This is a genomic window from Streptomyces sp. NPDC031497 (assembly GCF_055580905.1).
This window is the reverse complement of sequence record NZ_JBVIKO010000010.1, coordinates 166,363-189,477: the sequence shown is the minus strand read 5'-3', so window position 1 is coordinate 189,477 and position 23,115 is coordinate 166,363. Positions and strand designations below refer to the sequence as shown.

Annotated in this window: 25 protein-coding genes and 1 pseudogene; 13 read left to right on the top strand and 13 right to left on the bottom strand. The window is 72.0% G+C overall.

What is annotated here, in order from left to right; all coding sequences use genetic code 11:
* The first annotated feature begins 167 nt into the window (after positions 1-167).
* The 4 genes from ACZ5K7_RS22560 (at position 168) to ACZ5K7_RS22545 (ending at position 4,801) form a co-directional block, all read left to right on the top strand.
* Positions 168-2,051, top strand: a complete 1,884-nt coding sequence (locus tag ACZ5K7_RS22560; RefSeq protein ID WP_468915698.1) for an ABC transporter transmembrane domain-containing protein — start codon at positions 168-170, stop codon at positions 2,049-2,051.
* Entirely contained in the window at positions 2,048-3,829 is a 1,782-nt protein-coding gene (locus tag ACZ5K7_RS22555; protein ID WP_468915537.1) for an ABC transporter ATP-binding protein, read from the top strand. The genes ACZ5K7_RS22560 and ACZ5K7_RS22555 overlap by 4 nt, the downstream gene beginning before the upstream one ends.
* Before the next feature lie 195 nt (positions 3,830-4,024).
* Positions 4,025-4,495, top strand: a complete 471-nt coding sequence (locus ACZ5K7_RS22550) for a DUF5709 domain-containing protein (protein WP_351698651.1) — start codon at positions 4,025-4,027, stop codon at positions 4,493-4,495.
* Positions 4,496-4,540: 45 nt separating this feature from the next.
* On the top strand, positions 4,541-4,801 hold the full coding sequence (locus tag ACZ5K7_RS22545; RefSeq protein WP_351698649.1) for a type B 50S ribosomal protein L31: 261 nt from the start codon (positions 4,541-4,543) through the stop codon (positions 4,799-4,801).
* Positions 4,802-4,818: 17 nt separating this feature from the next.
* Here ACZ5K7_RS22545 and ACZ5K7_RS22540 read toward each other — a convergent pair whose 3' ends face one another.
* Positions 4,819-5,613 (bottom strand): metal-dependent hydrolase, encoded by a 795-nt coding sequence (locus ACZ5K7_RS22540; protein WP_351698647.1) that lies wholly within the window; start codon positions 5,611-5,613, stop codon positions 4,819-4,821.
* 145 nt (positions 5,614-5,758) lie between these two features.
* On the opposite strand from ACZ5K7_RS22540, the gene ACZ5K7_RS22535 reads away from it, so the two are divergent.
* Positions 5,759-8,272, top strand: a complete 2,514-nt coding sequence (locus ACZ5K7_RS22535; protein WP_468915534.1) for a DEAD/DEAH box helicase — start codon at positions 5,759-5,761, stop codon at positions 8,270-8,272.
* Between the two features lie 34 nt (positions 8,273-8,306).
* Positions 8,307-9,173: an acyl-CoA thioesterase gene (locus ACZ5K7_RS22530; RefSeq protein WP_351698643.1), complete on the top strand. Its 867-nt coding sequence runs from the start codon at positions 8,307-8,309 to the stop codon at positions 9,171-9,173.
* Between the two features lie 30 nt (positions 9,174-9,203).
* Here ACZ5K7_RS22530 and ACZ5K7_RS22525 read toward each other — a convergent pair whose 3' ends face one another.
* On the bottom strand, positions 9,204-10,082 hold the full coding sequence (locus ACZ5K7_RS22525) for a DUF6397 family protein (RefSeq protein ID WP_468915532.1): 879 nt from the start codon (positions 10,080-10,082) through the stop codon (positions 9,204-9,206).
* Between the two features lie 126 nt (positions 10,083-10,208).
* Entirely contained in the window at positions 10,209-10,622 is a 414-nt protein-coding gene (locus ACZ5K7_RS22520) for a roadblock/LC7 domain-containing protein (RefSeq protein WP_351698639.1), read from the bottom strand.
* Positions 10,623-10,717: 95 nt separating this feature from the next.
* On the opposite strand from ACZ5K7_RS22520, the gene ACZ5K7_RS22515 reads away from it, so the two are divergent.
* Entirely contained in the window at positions 10,718-11,146 is a 429-nt protein-coding gene (locus ACZ5K7_RS22515) for a PPOX class F420-dependent oxidoreductase (protein WP_351698637.1), read from the top strand.
* A gap of 4 nt (positions 11,147-11,150) precedes the next feature.
* On the opposite strand, the gene ACZ5K7_RS22510 is transcribed toward ACZ5K7_RS22515, so the two are convergent.
* From ACZ5K7_RS22510 to ACZ5K7_RS22485, 6 genes are all read right to left on the bottom strand, one after another.
* Positions 11,151-11,762, bottom strand: coding sequence for a GTP-binding protein (locus ACZ5K7_RS22510; RefSeq protein ID WP_351698635.1), 612 nt, complete (start codon positions 11,760-11,762; stop codon positions 11,151-11,153).
* A gap of 2 nt (positions 11,763-11,764) precedes the next feature.
* Positions 11,765-11,992, bottom strand: coding sequence for a hypothetical protein (locus tag ACZ5K7_RS22505; protein ID WP_468915529.1), 228 nt, complete (start codon positions 11,990-11,992; stop codon positions 11,765-11,767).
* Between the two features lie 84 nt (positions 11,993-12,076).
* A complete protein-coding gene (locus ACZ5K7_RS22500; protein WP_351698631.1) occupies positions 12,077-12,490 on the bottom strand; it encodes a DUF742 domain-containing protein in 414 nt (137 codons plus the stop codon).
* 16 nt (positions 12,491-12,506) lie between these two features.
* Entirely contained in the window at positions 12,507-12,944 is a 438-nt protein-coding gene (locus ACZ5K7_RS22495; RefSeq protein ID WP_351698629.1) for a roadblock/LC7 domain-containing protein, read from the bottom strand.
* The gene (locus ACZ5K7_RS22490; protein ID WP_351698627.1) at positions 12,941-15,445 is read right to left on the bottom strand and encodes a sensor histidine kinase; all 2,505 of its coding nucleotides are present in this window, start codon (positions 15,443-15,445) and stop codon (positions 12,941-12,943) included. The genes ACZ5K7_RS22495 and ACZ5K7_RS22490 overlap by 4 nt, the downstream gene beginning before the upstream one ends.
* A gap of 95 nt (positions 15,446-15,540) precedes the next feature.
* Positions 15,541-16,314, bottom strand: coding sequence for an MHYT domain-containing protein (locus tag ACZ5K7_RS22485; RefSeq protein ID WP_351698625.1), 774 nt, complete (start codon positions 16,312-16,314; stop codon positions 15,541-15,543).
* Between the two features lie 150 nt (positions 16,315-16,464).
* Here ACZ5K7_RS22485 and ACZ5K7_RS22480 point away from each other — a divergent pair, with 150 nt between their 5' ends.
* Positions 16,465-17,064, top strand: a complete 600-nt coding sequence (locus ACZ5K7_RS22480; RefSeq protein WP_468915526.1) for a class I SAM-dependent methyltransferase — start codon at positions 16,465-16,467, stop codon at positions 17,062-17,064.
* Here ACZ5K7_RS22480 and ACZ5K7_RS22475 read toward each other — a convergent pair.
* Positions 17,061-17,810 (bottom strand): alpha/beta fold hydrolase, encoded by a 750-nt coding sequence (locus tag ACZ5K7_RS22475; RefSeq protein WP_468915524.1) that lies wholly within the window; start codon positions 17,808-17,810, stop codon positions 17,061-17,063. The genes ACZ5K7_RS22480 and ACZ5K7_RS22475 overlap by 4 nt on opposite strands.
* A 117-nt stretch (positions 17,811-17,927) precedes the next feature.
* Here ACZ5K7_RS22475 and ACZ5K7_RS22470 point away from each other — a divergent pair, with 117 nt between their 5' ends.
* The 3 genes from ACZ5K7_RS22470 to ACZ5K7_RS22460 all read left to right on the top strand — a co-directional run bounded on the left by ACZ5K7_RS22470 (position 17,928) and on the right by ACZ5K7_RS22460 (position 19,840).
* Positions 17,928-18,461 (top strand): PadR family transcriptional regulator, encoded by a 534-nt coding sequence (locus tag ACZ5K7_RS22470; protein ID WP_351742309.1) that lies wholly within the window; start codon positions 17,928-17,930, stop codon positions 18,459-18,461.
* A gap of 105 nt (positions 18,462-18,566) precedes the next feature.
* The gene (locus ACZ5K7_RS22465; protein ID WP_468915523.1) at positions 18,567-18,863 is read left to right on the top strand and encodes a hypothetical protein; all 297 of its coding nucleotides are present in this window, start codon (positions 18,567-18,569) and stop codon (positions 18,861-18,863) included.
* Positions 18,864-18,997: 134 nt separating this feature from the next.
* A complete protein-coding gene (locus tag ACZ5K7_RS22460) occupies positions 18,998-19,840 on the top strand; it encodes a hypothetical protein (protein ID WP_468915521.1) in 843 nt (280 codons plus the stop codon).
* A 52-nt stretch (positions 19,841-19,892) separates the two neighbouring features.
* On the opposite strand, the gene ACZ5K7_RS22455 is transcribed toward ACZ5K7_RS22460, so the two are convergent.
* Positions 19,893-20,075: a hypothetical protein gene (locus ACZ5K7_RS22455; protein WP_181809683.1), complete on the bottom strand. Its 183-nt coding sequence runs from the start codon at positions 20,073-20,075 to the stop codon at positions 19,893-19,895.
* Positions 20,076-20,264: 189 nt separating this feature from the next.
* Between ACZ5K7_RS22455 and ACZ5K7_RS22450 the strand changes: the two genes are divergently transcribed.
* Both ACZ5K7_RS22450 and ACZ5K7_RS22445 read left to right on the top strand, forming a co-directional pair.
* The gene (locus ACZ5K7_RS22450) at positions 20,265-20,669 is read left to right on the top strand and encodes a hypothetical protein (protein WP_468915519.1); all 405 of its coding nucleotides are present in this window, start codon (positions 20,265-20,267) and stop codon (positions 20,667-20,669) included.
* A gap of 72 nt (positions 20,670-20,741) precedes the next feature.
* Positions 20,742-21,192, top strand: a pseudogene (locus tag ACZ5K7_RS22445) (esterase-like activity of phytase family protein); the annotation flags it as partial.
* Positions 21,193-21,218: 26 nt separating this feature from the next.
* On the opposite strand, the gene ACZ5K7_RS22440 reads toward ACZ5K7_RS22445, so the two are convergent.
* Both ACZ5K7_RS22440 and xylA read right to left on the bottom strand, forming a co-directional pair.
* On the bottom strand, positions 21,219-21,689 hold the full coding sequence (locus ACZ5K7_RS22440; protein WP_468915518.1) for a hypothetical protein: 471 nt from the start codon (positions 21,687-21,689) through the stop codon (positions 21,219-21,221).
* Between the two features lie 206 nt (positions 21,690-21,895).
* Positions 21,896-23,062 (bottom strand): xylose isomerase, encoded by a 1,167-nt coding sequence (xylA, locus tag ACZ5K7_RS22435; protein ID WP_351698609.1) that lies wholly within the window; start codon positions 23,060-23,062, stop codon positions 21,896-21,898.
* Positions 23,063-23,115 lie beyond the last annotated feature (53 nt).

The following is a 23,115-nucleotide window of genomic DNA, read 5'->3' as shown; positions in this document are numbered from 1 at the left end:
ATCAACCGAATTTCCTGACATGGTCCGTGTGTTGGGCGGCACGCTCTGGCCGGAAGACGGTGGATTCTGCCGATCGCCCGGGAAAACCGTTTGATTTCGACCACGCTCCGACGCGAACCTTTCACGGCTTGTCGCCACCTTCCCCCGACACGAGCCGCTGGGACGTCATGCACATTCAAGATCTTCCGTATTCCGATCCGGGCGTGCCGGACGCACGTTCGGGTCCTCGCTTCCTGTGGTGGCTCGGGCGCAATCAGCTGGGTGGCCAGCTCAAGGCGCTGGCCTGGGGATTGCTGCACTTCGTGGCCGTCTCCGCGCTCCCCTTCTGCGTGGGGTTCGCCGTCCAGGCGGTCGTCGACCGCTCAGGCACCCGGCTGGCGCTGACGGGCGGTCTGCTCGTGCTGTGCGGCGCCGCGATCGCCCTCGGCGACACCTTCCTGCACCGGGCCGCCGTCACCAACTGGATCACCGCGGCCGCCCGCGTCCAGCAGCTGCTCGCCCGCAAGGCCGCCCAGCTGGGCTCGGCGCTGACCCGGCGGGTGGCGGCCGGCGAGGTGGTCGCCGTCTCCACCGGCGACGTCGAGAAGATCGGCTGGTTCGTCGAGGCGGTCTCCCGGTTCACCGCGGCCGCGCTGACGGTCGTCGTGGTCGGCGTGGGGCTGCTCTTCTACCAGCCCGCGCTCGGCTGGATGGTCGCCGCCGGGCTGCCGCTGGTGGCGCTGGCCGTGCTGCCGCTGCTGCCCCGGGCGACCCGGCGCGCCGACTTCCAGCGCGCGAAGGCCGGCCGGGCCACCGAGCTGGCCTCGGACACCGTGGCGGGGCTGCGCGTGCTGCGCGGCATCGGCGGCGAGGACCTCTTCCTCGACCGTTACCGCCGCGCCTCCCAGGAGGTGCGGCGGGCCGCCGTGCGCAGCGCCCGGATGTGGTCCCTGATCGCCGCGATCCAGGTGCTGGTGCCCGGGCTGCTGCTGATCGCGGTGGTCTGGCACGGCGTCCACCTCGCCCGGCAGGGCCGTGTCACCGTCGGCGAACTGGTCACCGTCTACAGCTCGGTCATGATCCTCAACTACCCGTTGCAGCACTTCACGGAGATCGCCATGGCGTACTCCTTCTCGCGCCCCTCGGCGAAACGGGCCGCCCGGGTGCTCTCCCTGGAACGGGCCACCGACACCGGCGGCTCGCGCGCGGCCGCGGTGCCGGACGGCGACCTGTACGACCCGGACACCGGTCTGCTGGCCCCCGCGGGCCGACTGACCGCCGTGGTCTGCGGCGACCCCGACGCGGCCGGCCGCCTCGCCGAACGGCTGGGCGGCCACCCCGCCGAGGCCTCCGCCTCGGTGCTGCTCGGCGGCGTACCGCTCGACGAACTGCCTCTGGACACCGCCCGCACCGCGGTGCTCGTCCAGGACAAGGACCCGGTGCTGCTCTCCGGTTCGCTGCGCGAACTGCTCGACGTGCCGGCCTCCGGCGCCGTGCGACCCGAGGACGCGCTGGCCGCCGCCCAGTGCGCGGACGTCCTGGAGGCCCTGGTCCAGGGCTCGTTGGACGTCACCGACCCGCTGGACGCCCGGATCACCGAGCGGGGCCGCTCCCTGTCGGGCGGCCAGCGCCAGCGGCTCGCGCTGGCCCGGTCGCTGATCACCGACCCCGAGGTGCTCGTCCTGGACGAGCCGACCTCCGCCGTCGACTCGCACACCGAGGCGCGGATCGCGGAGGGCATCCGCGAGGTGCGGTCCGGCCGTACGACCGTGCTGTTCACCTCCTCGCCGCTGCTGCTCGACCGGGCCGACCGGGTCGTCCTCGTCCACGAGGGCGAGGTCGGGGCGGTCGGCGTGCACCGCGAACTGGTGCGCACCGAGCCCCGGTACCGGGCGGTGGTGACCCGGGAGACGGACGACGAAGCCGCTCTCCGGAACACGAGGGACGAAGACGGCGCGCTGCGAGGCGGCGTGCTCAAGGAAAAAGAGGCCGTGCTGCGAGGCGGCACCCCCGAGGAGAACGAAGCCGCGCTGCTGGGCGGCGCGCTGGAAGAGATCGAGGAAAGCGCATGATCGGCGTCGCACCCCCGGCGTACGACCCGGCGGCCCCGACAACGGCCACCACCCTGCCCGTCGGCGCCACCTCGACCGTGCGCGCCTACGTGGCCGAACTGTTCCGCCGGCATCGCCGGGCCTTCTCCGTGCTCATCATGGTCAACACGGTGGCCGTGATCGCCTCCATGGCCGGCCCGTACCTGCTCGGCGGACTGATCGAGCGGGTGTCGGACGGTGCCCGTGAACTCCACCTGGGCCTGACCATCGGCCTGTTCGCGCTCGCGCTCGCCGTCCAGGCCGTCTTCGTGCGCGAGGTGCGACTGCGCGGCGCCGTGCTCGGCGAGCGGATGCTGGCCGACCTGCGCGAGGACTTCCTCGTCCGGTCCGTCGGGCTGCCGCCGGGCGTCCTGGAGCGGGCGGGCACGGGCGATCTGCTGTCCCGGATCACCACCGACATCGACCGCCTCGCCAACGCCATGCGGGAGGCCGTGCCGCAGCTGTCGATCGGCATCGTGTGGGTGGTGCTGCTGCTCGGCGGCCTCGTGGTCACGGCGCCGCCGCTGGCCGCCGCGGTGCTGCTCGCCCTGCCGATCCTGGTGATCGTCTGCCGCTGGTACTTCAGGCGGGCGCCGTCCGGCTACCGCTCCGAGGCCGCCGGGTACGCGTCCGTGGCCGCCGCCCTCGCGGAGACCGTGGACGCCGGGCACACCGTCGAGGCGCACCGGCTCGGCGTCCGGCGCATCGCCCTGTCGGACCGCCGGGTCAAGGAGTGGACGGCATGGGAGCGCTACACGCTGTGGCTGCGGTCGGTGCTGTTCCCGGCCATGAACGCCACCCACACCACCGTGCTGGGCTCCGTGCTGATGATCGGCGGCGTCCTGGTCCTCGACGGCCGGCTCGACGTGGGACAGCTGACCACGGGCGCGCTCATCGCCCAGATGCTCGTCGAGCCGGTGAACCTGATCCTGCGCTGGTACGACGAGGTCCAGGTCGCCCAGGTGTCGCTGGCCCGGCTGGTCGGCGTCCGCGACATCGAGCCGGACGCCGGTGACGCCACGCTGGCCCCCGACGGCCGGGAGGTGCACGCGGACCAGGTCCGCTTCGGCTACCTGCAGGGCGTCGACGTGCTGCGCGAGGTCTCCCTGGAGGTCGCGCCCGGCACCCGGCTCGCCCTGGTCGGCCCCTCGGGCGCCGGCAAGTCCACCCTGGGCCGGCTGCTCGCCGGGATCTACGCGCCCCGCGACGGCCGGATCACCCTCGGCGGCGCCGAGCTGTCCCGGATGACCGCCGATCGGGTCCGCTCCCATGTCGCCCTCGTCAACCAGGAGCACCACGTCTTCGTGGGCTCCCTGCGCGACAACCTGCTGCTCGCCCGGACCGGCGCCGAGGACGCCGAGCTGTGGGCGGCGCTGGGCGCGGTCGACGCGGACGGCTGGGCGCGGGCCCTGGAACAGGGCCTGGACACCGAGGTCGGCTCCGGCGGCCTCACGCTGACCCCGGCGCAGGCCCAGCAGATCGCGCTGGCCCGGCTGGTGCTGGCCGACCCGCACACCCTGGTCCTGGACGAGGCGACCTCGCTCCTCGACCCGCGCGCGGCCCGCCATCTGGAGCGGTCCCTGGCCCGGGTTCTCGACGGCCGCACCGTGGTCGCCATCGCGCACCGGCTGCACACCGCCCATGACGCGGATGTCATCGCCGTGGTCGAGAACGGCCGGATCAGCGAGCTCGGCAGCCACGACGAGCTGGTGGCGGCCGACGGCGCCTACGCGGCGCTGTGGCGGTCGTGGCACGGGTGACGGGCCGTGGCACGGGGTATGCGCCGCAGGTCGCGCCCCGTGCCGTTGCGCGGGTACGAGCAGGGGTGGAAGGCTGGAGAGCGGCACCGGTTCGGGGACGGGCCGGGAACCCCACGGTTCACGGCGCGTGAGGCCCGTGCCGAGCGTGCCGGCGGCCCGCCCCTCGGACCGCCGCCTCACCCCCTGGAGGTAGCCGTGACCACCGCCGACGGATGGGGGGACGACGTCTACCAGCCCGACGGATCCGAGATTCGCGAGGACACGGGACTCCTCGACGTGGAGGACACGCTGGAGTCCGACGGCGTCAGCGATCCCCTGGACCGCGGCTGGTCCCCGCCCGAGCGGCCGTGGGCCGTGGAGCACACCGGGGTCACCGCGGCGGAGGGCCACCGGGGCGAGACCCTGGACCAGCGGCTCGCCGAGGAGCTGCCCGACGCGGCCGCGCCCGACGGCGACGGTATCGGCGACTGTCAGGGCAGCGACGGCGAGCTGCTGGACAACGAGGTCGGCGACCTGCGCTCCGGCCGCCTCGTGGCTCCCGACGAGGGGGCGCACGAGGACGACGAGAACGGTCTGGTCGCGACCGACATCGGCATCGACGGTGCCGGGGCCTCCGCCGAGGAGGCCGCGATGCACATCGTCGACGAGGACACCTCCTACGGCTGAGCACCCCGGCCGTCCCCGCCCGCACGCCCCGTCCGAGGAGCCGCCATGCAGCAGGACAAGCACCCCGACTACCACCCCGTGGTCTTCCGCGACCGCGCCGCCGGATACGCCTTCCTGACCCGGTCCACCGCGACGAGCGACCAGACCATCGACTGGGACGACGGCGAGACCTACCCGGTGGTCGACGTGGAGATCTCCTCCGAGAGCCACCCCTTCTACACCGGGAAGGCCCGCACGGTGGACACCGAGGGCCGTGTCGCCGCGTTCGAGCGGCGCTACGGAGGCGGCTCCGGGGACGCCGGCTGACCCTGGGGTCCCTGCGGTCAGATCACGTTCAGGGCGGCCGCGCAGCCTATGCCGCCCAGCACCATGAACACGGGCATCAGCACCTTGAGCTCGACCCAGCTGCCGGCGCGGAACCGCATCACCTTCGGCGGGCCCAGCGGGTACCAGCGCTTGCGGCCGATCGGGATGGGCCACAGGATCGGGCAGCCGGAGACGGTCAGGGCGTCCCCGATGTCGTGGACCAGCGCCCCCAGCACCACCGGCAGCCCCAGCCACAGGTACTCCTGGCCGGGCTGGGTGAACAGCCAGTCCGAGCCGTTGCCCGGCTTGTCCAGGACGCCCGCCAGGATCCAGGCGCTAGTCCCCGCGAGCAGCCACACCAGTATGTCGCTGCTGGAGCCGCGGGCGGCCCGCCACAGCAGGCCCTCGATCGCCAGCACCATGTGCGCGAAGAGGATCGCCAGGACCGCCCAGCGGCCGCCGAGGATCGCCGCGGCGGAGCAGCCCCCGCCGATCAGCACCGCCCACACCCAGGTGTGGGTCAGCGTCCGGTGGCCGCCGTTGCGGCGCGGGTCGCCCGGCTTCCGGGTCGCCTTGTAGACGGCGTAGGAGAGCTTGTCGACGATCTCGCAGACCCAGCGGGACAGCGGTCCGAATGCGCGCGAGATGGTGGCGGCCTTGTGGTCGAGATCCGGGGCGAGCGCGGCGCCGGCGCAGATCAGTGCCCCCACCAGGAGCACCGGCCAGGGCATTCCGTGCCCGGCCGCGGCGGCCGCGGCTCCGACGCCGAGCCAGGCGGCGGCTCCCGATAGTGAGTGTGCTGGTCCCATCATGGCCGCTGTGCGCCCCATTCCTCGTATGCCGCTGTCCAGTTGACCGGGTGCGATGACGCTCCGTCGGCGACACAGCATAGGGGTCGTGATCTTCGGGCTCGCAGCCGATTCCCCCCTCGGCGGTCGGGCCAGGCAAGATGGGTGCGTGACCCTCATCGATCGACTGCCGCCGACCGCCGACCCCGACGCCCTGTACGAAGCCTTCGAGTCCTGGGCTCAGGAGCGCGGTCTCACGCTCTACCCCCACCAGGAGGAGGCGCTGATCGAGGCGGTCTCCGGGGCGAACGTGATCGTGTCGACGCCGACCGGCTCCGGCAAGAGCATGATCGCCGCGGGCGCGCACTTCGCCGCCCTGGCCCGGGACGAGGTCACCTTCTACACGGCGCCGATCAAGGCGCTGGTGTCGGAGAAGTTCTTCGAGCTGTGCAAGATCTTCGGCACCGAGAACGTCGGCATGCTCACCGGCGACGCCTCCGTGAACTCCGACGCGCCCGTCATCTGCTGCACCGCCGAGGTGCTCGCCTCCATCGCCCTGCGCGACGGCAAACAGGCGGACGTCGGCCAGGTCGTCATGGACGAGTTCCACTTCTACGCCGAGGGCGACCGCGGCTGGGCCTGGCAGATCCCGCTCCTCGAACTGCCGCAGGCGCAGTTCATCCTGATGTCCGCCACCCTCGGCGACGTCTCCTTCTTCGAGCAGGACCTCGCCCGCCGCACCGGCCGTCCCACCTCGGTGGTCCGGTCGGCGACCCGCCCGGTGCCGCTCTCCTACGAGTACAAGTTCACCCCGCTCACCGAGACGCTCACCGAGCTGCTGGAGAGCAGGCAGGCGCCGGTGTACATCGTGCACTTCACCCAGGCGCAGGCGGTGGAGCGGGCGCAGGCGCTGATGAGCATCAACATGTGCTCGAAGGCGGAGAAGGAGCAGATCGCCGAGCTGATCGGCAACTTCCGCTTCACCACCAAGTTCGGCCAGAACCTCTCCCGGTACGTCCGGCACGGCATCGGCGTGCACCACGCCGGCATGCTCCCCAAGTACCGGCGGTTGGTGGAGAAGCTCGCGCAGGCCGGTCTGCTGAAGGTCATCTGCGGCACCGACACCCTGGGCGTGGGTGTCAACGTGCCCATCCGCACGGTGTTGTTCACGGCCCTCACCAAGTACGACGGCAACCGGGTGCGCACGCTGCGTGCCCGGGAGTTCCACCAGATCGCCGGCCGGGCGGGCCGGGCCGGCTTCGACACGGCCGGGCTGGTGGTCGCGCAGGCGCCGGAGCACGTCATCGAGAACGAGAAGGCGCTGGCGAAGGCGGGCGACGACCCGAAGAAGCGGCGCAAGGTGGTGCGCAAGAAGGCGCCGGAGGGCTTCGTCGCGTGGACGGAGACCACGTTCGAGAAGCTGATCGCGTCCGAGCCGGAGCCGCTGACCTCGCGTTTCCGGGTGACGCACACCATGCTGCTGTCGGTGATCGCCCGCCCGGGCAACGCCTTCGAGGCGATGCGTCATCTGCTGGAGGACAACCACGAGCCGCGCAAGCAGCAGCTGCGGCACATCCGCCGGGCGATCGCCATCTACCGCTCGCTCCTCGACGGCGGCATCGTCGAGAAGCTGGACGAGCCCGACGCCACCGGCCGTATCGTCCGCCTCACGGTCGACCTCCAGCAGGACTTCGCGCTCAACCAGCCGCTGTCCACGTTCGCCCTCGCCGCGTTCGAACTCCTCGACCCCGAATCGCCGTCCTACGCCCTCGACATGGTGTCCGTCGTGGAGTCCACCCTGGACGATCCGCGGCAGATCCTGGTCGCCCAGCTGAACAAGGCGAAGGGCGAGGCGGTGGCCGCGATGAAGGCGGACGGCGTCGAGTACGAGGAGCGCATGGAGCGCCTCCAGGACGTCACCTACCCGAAGCCCCTGGAAGAGCTGCTCTTCCACGCGTACGACACCTACCGCAAGAGCCACCCCTGGGTCGGCGACCATCCGCTGTCGCCCAAGTCGGTCATCCGGGACATGTACGAACGGGCGATGTCCTTCACGGAGTTGGTGTCCTTCTACGAGCTGGCCCGCACCGAGGGCATCGTGCTGCGCTACCTGGCGAGCGCGTACAAGACGCTGGACCACAACATCCCCGACGACCTCAAGTCCGAGGACCTGCAGGACCTGATCGAGTGGCTGGGCGAGATGGTCCGCCAGGTCGACTCCAGTCTGCTGGACGAGTGGGAACAGCTCGCCAACCCGGAGGAGATGACGGCCGAGGAGGCCCAGGAGAAGGCCGACGAGGTCAAGCCGGTCACCGCCAACGCGCGCGCCTTCCGGGTCCTGGTCCGCAACGCGATGTTCCGCCGCGTGGAGCTGGCCGCCCTCGACCACGTCGACGAACTGGGCGAGCTGGACGCGGAGTCCGGCTGGGACGCCGAGGCCTGGGGCGAGGCCATGGACAAGTACTGGGACGAGTACGAGGACCTGGGCACCGGCCCCGACGCCCGCGGCCCCAAGCTGCTCGTGATCCAGGAGGAGCCGCAGAACGCGCTGTGGCGTGTCCGGCAGATCTTCGACGACCCGAACGACGACCACGACTGGGGCATCAGCGCGGAGGTCGACCTGACGGCCTCCGACGCCGAAGGCCGCGCGGTCGTCCGCGTCACCGATGTCGGCCAGCTCTGACCCGGCCCGTTCTGACCACAGGAGAACCCCACCCATGACGAACCCGGCCGAGAGACTGGTCGACCTGCTCGACCTCGAGCAGATCGAGGTCAACATCTTCCGTGGCCGCAGTCCCCAGGAGTCCATCCAGCGGGTCTTCGGCGGCCAGGTGGCGGGCCAGGCGCTGGTCGCCGCCGGCCGCACCACGGAGGGGGACCGCCCGGTGCACTCGCTGCACGCGTACTTCCTGCGCCCGGGCCGGCCCGGCGTGCCGATCGTGTACCAGGTCGAACGGATCCGGGACGGGCGGTCGTTCACGACGCGCCGGGTCACCGCCGTGCAGCACGGCCGCACGATCTTCAATCTGACCGCCTCCTTCCACAAGCCTGAGGTGGGAGCTTTCGAGCACCAGCTGCCGCCGGCCCGCGAGGTGCCGCACCCGGAGTCGCTGCCGACGCTCGCCGACGAGATCCGCAAGTATCTGGGCGAGCTGCCAGAGCAGTTGGAGCGGATGGCGCGCCGCCAGCCCTTCGACATCCGCTATGTCGACCGGCTGCGCTGGAACCCCGAGGAGATAGCGGGCGCCGAGCCGCGCAGTGCGGTGTGGATGCGTGCGGTCGGCCCGCTGGGCGACGATCCGCTGGTGCACACCTGCGCGCTGACCTACGCCAGCGACATGACCCTCCTGGACGCGGTGCGGGTCCCCGTCGAGCCCCTGTGGGGGCCGCGGAACTTCGACATGGCCTCGCTGGACCACGCCATGTGGTTCCACCGGCCGTTCCGTGCGGACGAGTGGTTCCTGTACGAGCAGGAGTCCCCCATCGCCACGGGTGGCCTGGGCCTGGCTCGCGGGCGGGTCTACGACCTGGAGGGGCGACTGCTGGTTTCGGTCGTTCAGGAGGGCCTGTTCAGGGCTCTGTAGGAGAGAAGAGCCCTTGGGCCCGGAGTTCTCTCAGGGCGTCCTCAGTGGGCGAGGCGGGGGGGTTCTGCGGCGCAGCCAGCCACGCAGGCCGTGCGCGGGCCTCGGTTGGGCCGGTGCCGGGTGCTGCCCATGCGTGACAGGGCGGGGCACGGGGTGGGATGTGCGGGCCTCCGCCACGGCCCGTGCCAGGTCGTTCCGGAACCAGTCGATCTCCTCCGGCTCGTCCGCCGTCATCAGCTCCTCGGCGAGCAGCGCGGCCGGCGAGCCCGGTGCGCCGTGAGCGGGCGGGGCGGGCCGGAAAACCTGCACGTACGCCCGCTCGTGAGGATCCGTCAGAGCATCTTCGATCTCACCGGGGTCCAGGAAACCGGCCACCACCCCGGCCCGCTCCCACGGCCCGGCCGCCGCCCGCAGCAGGAAACCGCAGTGGCGCCCGCGCCAGTTGCGGGCCCGCTGGTCCGCTCCCGCCCTGAGCCGGTCACGCAACTCCTCGGGTGTACGGCCGGTGAGCAGCCGTGCGTTTTTCTCGTCGGCCGCGAACTGCCGTAGCTCCTCCGCCAGATAGAGCCAGACCACGGCCCGATAGCGGTTCGGATACCAGGTCACGGGAGTCACCAGGCCGAGTTTCGCGAAGCGGGTGAACCTGCCTGCCGGGATCTCCATCAGGGCCGCGCCCTCGGTCGTACCGACGGCTCGCACGCTCTCGCGGAGGGTTTCTGCGCTGTCCTGGAGCCGCTCGATCTCGCTCCGGGAAACGCGGCGGCCTCCGCCGCCCTCGTCGGGCACTGTGCGGATCCGGCCAAGATGTACCGCGAGGTCGAACTCGCCTCGCCTGAGGCCCAGTTCACGTGCGGCGCGGCTGAACGTGCAGGTGAGCCGGCGGGGTCGGGCGATGGTGGTGCCGGACATGGTCGTTCTCCCCCGTGGAGCGGGTGGCTCGCGCCGGGTGCGCTCGCCGTGGAAAAACCGTAGCCGCTCCGGCGAATCTCGTGGCGGGCCTGTGGATAACTCCGCAGCAGGGGGCGAAACAGCAGGTCAGAGGTCTATCACCGAGGAACGCTCCGGTTGCCGGGCGTCCACGCCGAGGTGTTCGCCGACCCGGTTGACGAGCAGAGTCATCTCGTAGGCGATCTGGCCGATGTCCGCCTCCGCGCCACTGAGAACACACAGACAGCTGCCGGTTCCGGCGGCGGTGACGAACAGGACGGCTTCGTCGTACTCGATCATCGTCTGACGGACCTGGCCCGCGCCGAAGTGGCGTCCCGAGCCCTTGGCAAGGCTGTGCAGCCCGGAGGCGACGGCGGCCAGATGCTCCGCGTCCTCCCGGCGAAGGCCCGTGCTCGCTCCGGTGACCAGCCCGTCGTTCGACAGGACCAGCGCGTGACGTACGTGCTCCACGCGCTCGGTCAGGTCGTCGAGCAGCCAGCCGAGTCCCTGGTTCTGCGCCATGTCGTAGCGTCTCCCCGTGTGCCGTCTCCCCCTGGCTGGAGGATCTCCCCGCCAGCCTTCACCACCACCGGCCTCCGGGCAAGGAGGATGAGGACATGGCACAGAAGATGACCGACGAGGAATGGCGGGCGTTCGTCTCGCACGGCACCCGCACCGGCAAACTGTCCACCGTCAACGCCGACGGCAGCCCGCACGTGGCACCCGTCTGGTTCCTGCTCGACGGGGACGACCTGGTCTTCAACACCGGCAAGGAGACCGTGAAGGGCCGCAATCTCACCCGCGACGGGCGGGTCGCCCTGTGCGTGGACGACGACCGGCCCCCCTTCCATTTCGTGGTGCTGAACGGGCGCGCCCGGCTGTCCGAGGAACCGGGTGAGCTGCGTGATACGGCCACCCGGATCGCGGCCCGCTACATGGGAGAGGAGCGCGCGGAGGAGTTCGGCGCCCGCAACGGCGTCCCGGGCGAGCTGGTGGTCCGGGTCACCGTGGAGAAAGTGGTGGCGCTCAAGGACCTCACGGGCTGAGGCCTCAGCCCACCGAGTCGAGGAGCCGGGCGGTGTGCATCCGCCCGGCGTACTCGACGAGCCGGATCAGCACTTCCTTGCCGGAGTCGCGGTCCCGGGCGTCGCACAGCACCACGGGCGTGCCCTGGTCCAGGTCCAGGGCGCGGGAGACGTCGCGTGCGCCGTAGGTCCGGGTGCCGACGAAGCAGTTGACGGCGACGACGAACGGGATGTGCCGGTGCTCGAAGTAGTCGACCGCCGGGAAGCAGTCCTCCAGGCGGCGGGTGTCGGCGAGCACGACGGCCCCGAGGGCTCCTTGCGACAGTTCGTCCCAGAGGAACCAGAATCGGTCCTGGCCCGGGGTGCCGAAGAGGTAGAGGGAGAGCCCGGAGCGGATGGTGATGCGGCCGAAGTCCATGGCGACGGTGGTGGTGACCTTCTGGTCCACCCCGTCCGTGTCGTCCACCAGCTGGCCTGCTTCGCTGAGCATTTCCTCGGTGCGCAGGGGCCGGATCTCGCTGACGGCGCCGACCAGGGTCGTCTTCCCGACGCCGAAGCCGCCGGCGACCAATATCTTGAGCGCCAGGGCCGACGTGTCGTCGTCGTCGGCAGCGGGCTCGGAGTACTCGGAGACCATGATCACTTCTCTCGTGAAGGCCGGCTGTGGTCGACATGCTCGGGAGGCTCGGGGGTCGGGGTGGGCCGCCGGCACGGCTCGCGCTGCGCCGGACGCCGCTCGGTCGGCTTGGCCGGGTCGGTGCGTTTGGTCCGCAAGGGCCGCTTGGTCCACTCGGTGCGTTTGGTCCGCACGGTCCGCTTGGTCCGCTCGGTCAGCTCGGTCAGCTCGGGACGTGAAGCCAGCATCATGACAACTGTGGCTCCCTCGCGGGCGGTTGTACCGGAACGTGCCTGTTCTGACCGGCGCGCGTCCGGTTGGTTCCGGATGCTCATCTACAGTGCCCGCAATCCCGCGATGACCTCGCGCAGAATCCGTTCGTCGGGAAGCTGGGCCGGCGGCACCGGACGGCTCACGGTGACAGAGCCCAGTTCCAGCAGGTCGCCCAGGAGCACCCGGACCACGCCCACGGGAAGGTCGGCGCCGGCCGCGAGTTCGGCGACGGACTGCGTCTCCACCCGGCACAGGTCGATCAGCGCCCGGTGTTCGGGGCCGAGCGCGGTGTCGTCGTCGACGCCGGGCGCGCCCGGGTCGAGTGTGACCAGGGCGATCAGGTCGAACCGCACTCCGGTGGGGCCGGGTCTGGTGCGGCCGCCGGTCATGGCGTAGGGGCGGACGAGTGGCCCGGCCTCGCCGTCGTACCACTGGCTGCCCGGCTCGCGCGGGGCGCCGATCGTGTATTCGGTCATCGGTGATGCTTCCGGGTCATCCGGCAGCGGGCGGCCGGACGGCGACCCGCGGCGCGGTGTAGAGGTGTTCGCCGACGCGCTTGACGAGGCGTGCCATCTCGTAGGCGACCAGGCCGATGTCGGCGGTGACGGCGGTGAGCACGGCGAGGCAGGAGCCGTCGCCGGCGGCGGCCACGAACAGGAAGGCGTCGTCCATCTCGACCATGGTCTGGCGCACTCCGCCCGCTCCGAAGTGCCGTCCCGTGCCCTTGGCGAGGCTGTTGAAGCCGGAGGCGACAGCGGCGAGGTGCTCGGCGTCCTCACGCCCAAGGGCGGTCGAGGCGCCGACGGCGAGGCCGTCGTTGGACAGCACCACGGCATGCTGTACTTCCTCGACGCGCAGCACCAGGTCGTCCAGCAGCCAGTCGAGTTCGCCGGAGCGGCGGTCGGCCCTCATGCTCGGGTCCTGGATCATGCGCGGTCTCCTTCGGTGCTGTCGGTGCCCTCTTCGGGTTCCGGGGTGGCTGCGCGGCCGGGTTGCCTGCCGCCGCCGCGCGCCCAGCCGTCGCGGTAGGCCGCCATGCGGTCGCGGACGAGTTCGGGGCTGCGCTCGTCCCGTCGCCGGGCGGGCGCGGGTTCCTCGGTACGTGGATCGCGCAGTTGGGGGGCGAGGTTCGCCTGCCGTACCCGGCGTGGGAGGTCGTCGTCGCCGGCCTCGGAGTCGTGCGGTGGGCGGCGGTTGGGCCTCAAGGTCGTGACTCCGGGGGGTGGTGGCTCGGGCACCGGGTGCGGGGTGGTGTGGGTGGTGGCGAGGGCGGGACGGGCGGCGGGGGCGGCGGCCTGGGGAAAGGGGGTACCGGGCACGCGCGCGTACTCGCGCTCCGGTGCCTGTTCGATGCCGACCGCCGGACGGCCGGAACGTTCCGCCGCACCACCGTGGAGCAGGGCCTTCGGCAGCAGGACCACCGCGGTGGTGCCGCCGTAGGGGGAGGTGCGCAGGTGCACCTTGATGCCGTGGCGGGCCGCGAGCCTGCTGACGACGAAGAGGCCGAGCCGGTCGCTGTCGAACAGGTCGAGGGCCTCGGACTGCTCGATGCGCCGGTTGGCTTCGGCGAGGGTCTCCTCGCCCATGCCGAGTCCGCGGTCCTCGACCTCCAGGGCGTAGCCGTTGCCGACGGGCTCCCCGGTGACGCGCACGCGCGTGTGCGGGGGTGAGAACTGGGCGGCGTTCTCGACGACCTCGGCGAGCAGATGGGTGAGGTCGGCGACGGCCGTGCCGACGACGGCCGCCTCGGGGAGTTGGCGTACCTCCACGCGCGCGTAGTCCTCGACTTCGGACACGGCGGCCCGTACGACATTGGTCAGGGACACCGGCATGCGCCAGGCCCTGCCCGGGGCCGCCCCGGAGAGGATGATCAGGCTCTCCGCGTGGCGGCGCATGCGGGTGGTGAGGTGGTCGAGGCGGAAGAGGTCGCTCAGTTCGTTGGGGTCGTCGGAGCGGCGTTCCATGCTGTCCAGCAGGCTCAGCTGACGGTGGACCAGGACCTGGCTGCGGCGGGCGAGGTTGACGAACACGCCCGAGATGCCGCTGGCCAGTTCGGCGCGCTCCACGGCGGCACGCAGGGCCGCACGGTGGACGGTGCCGAGGGCCTCCGCGACCTGTGCGGTCTCGTCCTCCGCGGGCGGCCCCGGGGGTGCCTCCGCGCGGATGTCGATCTCCTCTCCGGCCCGCAGTCTGCGCATAGCCTCGGGGAGTTTGCGCCGGGCGATCTCCAGAGCACCGTTGCGCAGGCTCACCAGCTCGACCACGAGGCCGCGTCCGATGCGTACGGAGATGACGAGCGAGGCGGCCACCGCGAGGAGACCGAGCAGGACGGCGGCTCCGGCCGGGGTGAGCAGACCGCGTGCGAACGGATCGGCCCGGCCCGCGACCGCGTGTGCCGTTCCGGTCTGGACGGTCCGCATTCCGTCCTGCACGCGCGCGTGAGCGGTGTTCCAGGTCGCTTCCGGGGCCGCGTCAAGTGCCTTGGCTCCGGGTTGACTCGCGAGGATCTTGTCCTCGGCGGCTCCCAGCGCGGTGTAGTCGTCGCCGTGGGCGAACCGGTGCCAGACGGTGCGCTGGGCGCCGGGCAGGTCGGCGACGGCCGTGTCGGTGAGGACACGGCGGGTGTCGACGGCGCCGGTGAACAGCCGCAGTCGCTCGCCGTCCAGGCCGCCGGCCGGCCGGGCGCCGGCGAGGATCGCGTCCTCCTGGGCCAGCGCCTCCCCCGCGCGGGAGAATTCGAGCAGCACGCGCGCGTCGGCGCCCATGTCGTCGGCCTGGATGCCGGTGAGGGCGCCGTCCACGGCGAAGGCCGCGGCGATGGCCTGTGTGTACCGCCCGTAGGTCTCGTCCCAGCCGGCGCCCCGGTTCCGTACCGCCGCGCGCAGTGTGCGCAGTTGCTCGGCGCCGGTGACGAAGGTCCGGAGGCGCTGGGCGACACCGGAGGGCAGTTCCTCGCTGTCGGCAACGGTGCTGTCCTTGCCGAGCCGCAGTTCGGCCACTGCCTGGTCGGTACGGGCACCGAGCCTCTTGAGGTCGCCGGCCTGTTCGGCGGTGGGGTCGGTCGCGTACCGGACGGCTGCGGTGCGCTCGGCCTGGAGCGCGGCGACGGCGTCGGCGACCGGGGTCCGCAACGCGGCGTCGACACGTTGGGACTGACGGAGCCGGGAGACGTCCTGTGCGGTGGTGACCGTCGCGTACGCCCACAGGGCGAGCAGGGACATGACCGGCACCATGAGCAGGCAGACGACCTTGGCCCGCACGGTCCGGGGACGGATCCGCCAGCCTCCGGTGGGCGCGTTGCCGTCCGCGCTGCCGACGACGTCGTCGACCGGTTCGTCGGCGGGTGGTCCGGCGTGCGCGCGGCGGCCTCGGGATGGCCGCTGGGAGGGTGTCGGCGGGCCTGCTGTGGGGGTCCTACGGGGTGTACGCATGGCCTCCTCGCTCGGGAGTGGGTCGGTGGACCGTGGGGCCGGGCCGGATCAGCGTGCGACGCTCGGTCGCGGCGCGGGGCCGGGACCGGGGCCGGTCAGCGTGCGGGGCTCGTGACGGGCCGCTGGGCCGAGGCGGACGCCTCGCGCTCCCCGGCCGTGGGCGAGAGCGCGACGAAGGCCGAGGTGAGGAACAGGTAGGACCCGAGGCCGACGGCGAGGGGGAAGATGAACTGCATCGCCGTGGCCCCGGGCAGGGGGGTGCCGGAGGGCGTGACGTGCACGCTGACCGCGAACATCCCGGTGTAGTGCATGCTGCTGACGGCCGCCCCCATGACCAGGGAGGCGATGGTGACCGCGACGGGTGACTCGATGTTGAGCGCCGCCCACAGGGCCGCGGTCGCGGCGGCCACGGCGATGAGTACGGAGAGCCCGACGAGCATCGGGTCGTAGTGCACGTCACCGTGGAGCCGGACCGCCGCCATGCCGAGGTAGTGCATGCTGGCGACGCCCAGGCCGGTGGTGAGCCCGCCCAGCAGAAGTGCTCGGTTGCGGTCACGGCTGTAGCCGACGGCGAAGACGCCGGCGGTGACCACGATGACGGCGACGAGCAGGCTGAGGATGGTCAGCGGCACGTCGTAGCGGATGTCGGTGCCGCTGACGCCGAAGCCGAGCATGGCCACGAAGTGCATGGTCCAGATGCCGGTGCCGAGCGCGGAGGCCGCGGTGAGGAGCCAGTTGCGGCGCGAGCGGCCGGTGCTGCCGAGTGCGCGGACGGTGCAGCGCAGCCCCAGTGCGGCGCCTATGCAGGCCATGACGTACGACAGTACGGGGGTCAGCCAGCCGAAGGTGGCGTGGTCCAGGTGTCCCATGGCCAAGGGACGCTAGGGGGCACGGAAGCACAAAGGGGGCGCATTTCGAAAGGTGTTGCAATATGACTCAGAGATGCGCTTGAACGATCGCGTCCGGCTCGAACGTGCGCGCAGGTTCGTCCTCCGTGACGGTGAGGGAATATGCGGAACATGAGCGATGACCACACGCACGTCCAGGAGTTCTTCGCCGCGCGAGTGGCCGACTGGGACACCAAATTCCCCGACGACGGTCCCGCGTACGCGGCGGCCGTGACCGAGTTGGGGCTGCGCGCGGGTGACCGCGTGCTCGACGCGGGCTGCGGCACGGGCCGCGCGCTGCCACCGCTGCGCGCGGCTGTGGGGCCCTCGGGCGCGGTCCTCGGGATGGACCTGACCTCGGCGATGCTCCGGGCCGCCGTGCGGGCCGGGCGGCACCGTGACGGGCGGTTGCTGCTCGCCGACGTCGCCGCGCTGCCGGTGCGCTCGCGGTCCCTCGACGCCGTGTTCGCCGCGGGTCTGATCGCACATCTGCCGCGGCCCGCCCGGAATCTGCGGGAGTTGGCCCGCGTGGTCCGCCCCGGCGGCACGCTCGCCCTGTTCCACCCCATCGGCCGGGCCGCCCTGGCGGCGCGCCAGGGACGGCGGATCACATCCGACGACCTGCGCGCGGAAAGCAACCTCGGGCCGCTGCTGGCCGGTTCGGGCTGGCACATGGCCTCGTACGTGGACGAGGACGCCCGATTCCTCGCCCTGGCGGTTCGCGGAGGCTAGCCGGCGACCGCCGCGGCGAAGGCGTCGGGACGGTCGAACATGATGTTGTGCCCGGCGCCCGGCACCGTCACCACCCGCACCCCGGACTCCTCCAGCCGGTCCCGCCCGGCGAGTTCACCGCTGAGCTCGCCCTGGAGGTAGACGCGGTCGACCGTCAGCCCCTGCAGAAGGGTGCGCATGACCGGGTCCGAGCCGCGCCGGAGGCCCACCGCGCTGCGGTGCAGTGCACGCGGGTCGGCCAGCCGCATGGTCGCCGCCCAGATGGGCCCCACCGTGTCGAGCACGCGCGCGTGGCCGCCGTCGACGAACTCGTCCTCCCCGTAGGCGGCGATTCCGCTGCTGCCGGCGGTCGGCGGCGGAGACGCGTCCAGGTTGGCCTCAGTGAGCACCAGCCGCGAGACCAACTCCGGCCGCCGGTGGGCGAGCACGACGGCGACGGAGCCGCCCATACTGTGCGCGATCAACTCGGCGCCGGCGACTCCCGCCGCGTCCAGTGCGGCGGCCAGCGCGGCGGCGTGGTCGTCCAGCGTGTACCCGAAGTCGGCGGGCCGGTCGCTGACGCCGTGCCCGGGCAGATCGACGAACAGACTGCGTCTGCCGGAGAGTTCGGGACGGGCCGCGATGTGCGCGTGGTACGCGGCCGATGCCGCCCCGAGCCCGTGGACATACACGCGCGCGGGCTCCGCACCGGGCGACTCCGTCCAGCGGATCCGGCTTCCCCTGCCGTCGAACTCGGCCTGCCGCACAGCACCCTCCCCGATGTCGTCACCGCGTACACCTCAGAATATACATCGATGCCGAGGTATTGCACGCCCGATGTATCCGAGGGTGGATGTACAGCGGGAGTGCGGAACAATGCCCGCATGCTGGAACTCGCCATCCTCGGATTCCTGTACGACGCCCCCTTGCACGGCTATGTCCTGCGCAAGCACATCGCCGCACTGACCGGGCATGTGCGGCCCGTCGCCGAAGGCACGCTGTATCCGGCGATCAAGCGCCTCGAGAAGGCGGGCCTGCTGGCCCGGACCACCGAGCCCGGCTCCGTGGCCGCACCACGTCATGTGCTCACACTCACCGAGGACGGCAGGAGCGAGCTGCGCCGGCGTCTGGCCGAACCGGCGGAGCGCGACATCACCGACGAGAACCGCTGGTTCACGGTGCTCGCCTTCCTCCGTCACCTCGACGACCCCGCCGCCCAGACGGCCGTACTGCGCCGACGGCTGGCCTTCCTCGAGGAGCCCTCCAGCTTCTTCTACGACGGCGACCGGCCGGTGCGCGCCGAGGAGGTGGACGATCCGTTCCGGCGCGGCATCCTCACCATCGCGCGCGCCACGAGCCGCGCCGAACTCGCCTGGCTGCGCGCCACCGTCGCCTCCCTCGAGGCCGAGACCGGCTGAGGCGCGCCGTCGGCGCCCTCTTCTGTTGCCGGAGCTTCAACCGTACGTTCGACGGGGGAAGACGAATGTTCGCAAGGGACAGCCGACAGGGGGAAGGTGGCCGGAGTGTTCGACCGGATACGCAAGTACGCAGACCGATTTCGCGGCACCGGAGGCGCGGAGCCGCCGACGCGACGTGAGAAGCGTGGGCACAACTTGTTCGAGGCCGCGGCCTGCTATGTCGCGGCCCGCGCGGAGGACGACCAGGACCTGATCGAGGAGGCGGCGGGGTGGGTGTCGCCGGAGGCGCTGTCGTTCGGGGTGAGTGAACTGGCCTGTCGTGCCGTCGTCGCGCTGGCGCGGGAGCGCGGGCAGTCGCCGCGGACGGTGGCGCGCGACCTTCTCGGGCTGCCGGTCGCCTGAAGCTTCGCCCCGCCGAGGTCGTTTCGTCCCGTCCCGGTGGAAAACTGCAGCTCCGGGTGTGGTGGCGGGTCGTGACAACGGCCTTCCGGTCGCACTAAGGTGCGCGCCGTTGGACGAACGACTGGGAGGCAGGCATGGCCGGGACGGACGAGGAGGCCCTCGCCGCCGCGGACGAGGCGCTGTACGTGCTCACAGCGGTGCTGCTGACGCCGGCGCAGTTTCCGAGCGTGCTGGGCGACGACTACCCGGAGGCCTGCGCGTCCCTGGAGCTGGCACCGCGCGCCGACGGCTATGGCCTGGTCCTCGGCCAGGACGGCGCCGGGGCGCGCTGGACGGTCGTCGTCGACGACGTCTCGCTGGTCGCCGTGGCGATCGCGTCCTGGGACTGCGGCATGGAGCACGACCTCTCCCCGGACGAGCGCACGGTGGTCGCCGCCCTGCCCGGCTGGCCGCTCGCGGTCGCCGTGGCGGCCCCGAACGTGCCCGCACCGCACGACCCGGGCCCGGAGAGCGCGGACCGCGTCCCGCTGACCCCGCCGGACACCAGCTCCTGGGGCGCGGCGCAGCGGCGGCTGGGCGCGGACGAGATCGCCCTCCAGTGGGCGGTCTGGCGGGAGCAGATCGGCGACGACCACTTCCCGGCACCGGCGGCCGAGGCCCCTCAAGCCGCCGAGGACGCCTCCGGAGACGGCGAGGCGGCCCCGAAGGGCCACCTCGGGATCCGGCGGGTGCTGGCCGAGGCGCGGGCCTATGTGGACACGCCTCCACCGCTGGGCCGGGTCCGCTCCTCGTTCGCCCCGGGCGACGCCCGCACGCTGCGCGCCGACGGGCCCGGCTGGTCGATGGTGGCCCGCACCGACGACATCGCCTTCGTGCTTCTCGACGACGAGCCAGGCGAGGTCCTGCCAGTCGGCCGGGGCCCGCAGCTCCCCGGCCTCCTGGAAGCCCTCGACAAAATCGCCGTACGGCCCCTGTGAGCCCTCCCGAGCCGCCACCCCGCCGAGGGGGTCGCGGCCTCGGGCGGGCGGCTCAGCGGCCGATCTCCTTGCGCGTGACCCTGCGCAGCCTGCGGCGCTGCGAGGGGTCGAGGGTGAGGTAGGCGGCCACCGGGACGCCGACCACGATCAGGAACGTCACCCACCAAGGCAGCCATATCAGCAGGATGAGCCCGACCGCCACACCTCCTGCGGCGATCTTCGCGTTCTTCGACATCAGCGTCGCCTCCTTCGCGGCCACTGCCGCTCTCTGATCTGAAAACGGGCCCGTGCCTCCCACGGTTCCGGACCGCGACCCTGAGACATCCCTGAGGAGCGACCCCTACTGGTCCCCGAGACCGAGTCGAACAGCTTGTGAAGCAGTCCCGCTCTCAGCGTAGCCACTCCCGGTCGGCTGCCGGCCCAGGTGTTCAGAGCACCGTACGACCGCACGATCGAAGGCCTGCTCGACGGGACGCACAGCGGTCAGGAGGTCGTGGCCGGCACCCCGGACTTCCTCGACGGGCTTCTCACCCGCCGAGGCCGGGAAATGCTGGCCCACCCCACCGGAGGGCTGGCCACGGCCCTGCGGATCACCGACAGCGTCTGCACCGACTGGACGCCGAAGACTCCGGTGCGGCTCTACTACGCCGACGGGGACGAGCAGGCCGTCAACGCGAACACGGCCCGCTGCCACGCCGCTCTGCGGGACCACGGCGTCGACGCCCCGGTGGTCGGCCTCGGCACGCCGGACTACGGCGGCTCCCGCCATCTGGGCTCCCAGCAGGCCGGAACCGCCGCCGTGGTGCGATGGTTCGGGTCCCTGGGCTGAGCGGGACCTGCTGGATTCGCCGTACCGGCGGAGCCTCCGGCGAGCAGATGGCACACCGGAACCTGGTAGTCCGCCGTCCGGCGGCCGCTCTCCCTGCCCGACGAGGACGCGGGGGACGCCCTGCTCACGACGCGTCTGCTGCGCTTCTCGCCGCGCGAAAAGCGGTCACGTCCGAGTACGCCTACCGGTTCGACCCGGTGAACGGGGCGGACCCCCGCGAGGGCGACATCTGCGAGCTGAGGATCTCGTCGGTGCGACACCGCGTCCCCCTCGCCGGCGGCGGCCGGGCCGGCCGCCGCCGGTGTCCCGGTACGCGCCAACCGTCTGGTCGTCGACCTGAACACGGTGACGGGCGCGCCGCTGGAGATCGAGGGCATCGCGCGCGTGGACCACGACACGCTCGCCCTGATCAACGACAACGACTTCGGGATGGCCGACGGGGCGGACGCCTTCGCCGCGCAGGGCCGCCTGGTCAGCATCGGCGTCGAGACGACCCCTGGTGTACCTCCGGCTGCCCGTGGGGCCGCAGTCGGCTCCGGTCGGCTGTGGTCAACCCAGCAGTGAAGGCAGCAGCGAGTCCAGGCCGCTCGGCAGCTCACTGGGGAGTCCCGACGGCCAATCGGAGGGGAGTTCGCTCGGCAGTCCGGACGGCAGGCTGCTGGGCAGCCCCGTCGGGAGGCTGAAGGAGGGCCGCGACGAGGCGGAGGCGCTCGGTCCGCTCGTGGTGGGCTTCTCGCCGGGTGAGTCGCCGCCGCCGGACGCCATCAGGACGACGACGGCGACGGCCACGGCGGCCACCACGACGACCAGTACGGCGTACAGCGGGCCCCTGCGGCGACGGGGCGGCTCCGGGGGCGGCTGTGGCGTCCAGCCGACGGCGGTAGGCGGGTCGTAGTCGCCGAAGCCCCCTCCCGAGGGCGGGCCGAAACCTCCGTACGGAGGCGGGTCGTAGCCGCCGTCCGGCGGCGGGGTGCCGTTCGGCGGGCCGGGCGGGCGGGGCGGTACGGGTGGCATGGCCATACCGCCAAGAGTCACCGCGTACCGGTCATCGCGCGAGCTCCACGCGGGAGTTGATACGGACTCATGCAACGGACCGCACGATTCCGGAGCATTTCCCGCACGAACCGGTCGTGCGAGTGCGGGCAACTCGTACAGCGTGCGGGCAACGACACGCGCGCGTGCGGGCGTGCCGTTGCGAGAGCCGCCCTCACGCGCGCGTGCGCGCGTCAGCCCCGGGCGCCCAGGAGGTGGTCCATCGCCAGCTGGTCGAGCTGCTCGAAGGCCATCCCGCGCGCGGCGACCGAGTCCGCGTCGAACTCCTCGAAGGCCGTGCGGTCGGCCAGGAGCGCCTGGAGACCGTCGGCGGCCGTCGCCTGGGCCAGCTGGTCCAGGCGGGAGGCGCGCAGGGCCTCCTGGACCTCCGGGTCCGCGCGGAACGCGGCGGCGCGCTCCTTGAGGATCAGGTAGTTGCGCATGCAGCCGGCGGCGGAGGCCCACACGCCGTCGAGGTCCTCGGTCCGCGGCGGCTTGAAGTCGAAGTGCTTGGGTCCCTCGTAGCCGGCGCTCTCCAGGAGGTCGACCAGCCAGAAGGCGGCACGCAGGTCGCCGGCGCCGAAGCGCAGGTCCTGGTCGTACTTGATGCCGGACTGGCCGTTGAGGTCGATGTGGAAGAGCTTGCCCGCCCAGAGTGCCTGGGCGATGCCGTGCGGGAAGTTCAGGCCGGCCATCTGCTCGTGGCCCACCTCGGGGTTGACGCCGTACAGCTCGGGGCGCTCCAGGCGCTCGATGAAGGCGAGCGCGTGGCCGACGGTGGGAAGCAGAATGTCGCCGCGGGGCTCGTTCGGCTTGGGTTCGATGGCGAAGCGCAGGTCGTAGCCCTGGGAGGTGACGTACTCGCCGAGGAGGTCGAAGGCCTCCTTCATGCGGTCGAGAGCGACGCGCACGTCCTTGGCGGCGCCGGACTCCGCGCCCTCGCGGCCGCCCCAGGCGACGTACGTCTCGGCACCCAGCTCGGCGGCCAGGTCGATGTTGCGGATGGTCTTGCGCAGCGCGTAACGGCGCACGTCACGGTCGTTCGCGGTGAACGCGCCGTCCTTGAAGACCGGGTGAGTGAAGAGGTTGGTGGTGGCCATCGGCACCTTCATGCCGGTCGCGTCGAGGGCCTGGCGGAAACGCTTGATGTGCGATTCACGCTCGGTGTCCGAGGACCCGAAGGGGATCAGGTCGTCGTCGTGGAACGTCACACCGTGGGCGCCCAGTTCGGACAGGCGCTGCACCGTCTCGACCGGGTCGAGGGCGCGGCGGGTGGCGTCGCCGAACGGGTCCCTTCCCTGCCAGCCGACGGTCCACAGGCCGAAGGTGAACCTGTCCTCGGGGGTGGGCTGGTAGCTCATGCCGCGGCTCCTTGCTCGGGGGTTCTGCGCGAAGACTGTGCCGGACGACTGTC

Coding starts and splice junctions, on each gene's coding strand:
- ACZ5K7_RS22560 (WP_468915698.1), top strand. CDS start 168: ATGCACATTCAAGATCTTCCGTATTCCGATCCGGGCGTGCCGGACGCA.
- ACZ5K7_RS22555 (WP_468915537.1), top strand. CDS start 2,048: ATGATCGGCGTCGCACCCCCGGCGTACGACCCGGCGGCCCCGACAACG.
- ACZ5K7_RS22545 (WP_351698649.1), top strand. CDS start 4,541: ATGCAGCAGGACAAGCACCCCGACTACCACCCCGTGGTCTTCCGCGAC.
- ACZ5K7_RS22540 (WP_351698647.1), bottom strand. CDS start 5,613: ATGATGGGACCAGCACACTCACTATCGGGAGCCGCCGCCTGGCTCGGC.
- ACZ5K7_RS22530 (WP_351698643.1), top strand. CDS start 8,307: ATGACGAACCCGGCCGAGAGACTGGTCGACCTGCTCGACCTCGAGCAG.
- ACZ5K7_RS22525 (WP_468915532.1), bottom strand. CDS start 10,082: ATGTCCGGCACCACCATCGCCCGACCCCGCCGGCTCACCTGCACGTTC.
- ACZ5K7_RS22520 (WP_351698639.1), bottom strand. CDS start 10,622: ATGGCGCAGAACCAGGGACTCGGCTGGCTGCTCGACGACCTGACCGAG.
- ACZ5K7_RS22515 (WP_351698637.1), top strand. CDS start 10,718: ATGGCACAGAAGATGACCGACGAGGAATGGCGGGCGTTCGTCTCGCAC.
- ACZ5K7_RS22510 (WP_351698635.1), bottom strand. CDS start 11,762: ATGGTCTCCGAGTACTCCGAGCCCGCTGCCGACGACGACGACACGTCG.
- ACZ5K7_RS22505 (WP_468915529.1), bottom strand. CDS start 11,992: ATGATGCTGGCTTCACGTCCCGAGCTGACCGAGCTGACCGAGCGGACC.
- ACZ5K7_RS22500 (WP_351698631.1), bottom strand. CDS start 12,490: ATGACCGAATACACGATCGGCGCCCCGCGCGAGCCGGGCAGCCAGTGG.
- ACZ5K7_RS22495 (WP_351698629.1), bottom strand. CDS start 12,944: ATGATCCAGGACCCGAGCATGAGGGCCGACCGCCGCTCCGGCGAACTC.
- ACZ5K7_RS22490 (WP_351698627.1), bottom strand. CDS start 15,445: ATGCGTACACCCCGTAGGACCCCCACAGCAGGCCCGCCGACACCCTCC.
- ACZ5K7_RS22485 (WP_351698625.1), bottom strand. CDS start 16,314: ATGGGACACCTGGACCACGCCACCTTCGGCTGGCTGACCCCCGTACTG.
- ACZ5K7_RS22480 (WP_468915526.1), top strand. CDS start 16,465: ATGAGCGATGACCACACGCACGTCCAGGAGTTCTTCGCCGCGCGAGTG.
- ACZ5K7_RS22470 (WP_351742309.1), top strand. CDS start 17,928: ATGCTGGAACTCGCCATCCTCGGATTCCTGTACGACGCCCCCTTGCAC.
- ACZ5K7_RS22460 (WP_468915521.1), top strand. CDS start 18,998: ATGGCCGGGACGGACGAGGAGGCCCTCGCCGCCGCGGACGAGGCGCTG.
- ACZ5K7_RS22455 (WP_181809683.1), bottom strand. CDS start 20,075: ATGTCGAAGAACGCGAAGATCGCCGCAGGAGGTGTGGCGGTCGGGCTC.
- ACZ5K7_RS22440 (WP_468915518.1), bottom strand. CDS start 21,689: ATGGCCATGCCACCCGTACCGCCCCGCCCGCCCGGCCCGCCGAACGGC.
- xylA (WP_351698609.1), bottom strand. CDS start 23,062: ATGAGCTACCAGCCCACCCCCGAGGACAGGTTCACCTTCGGCCTGTGG.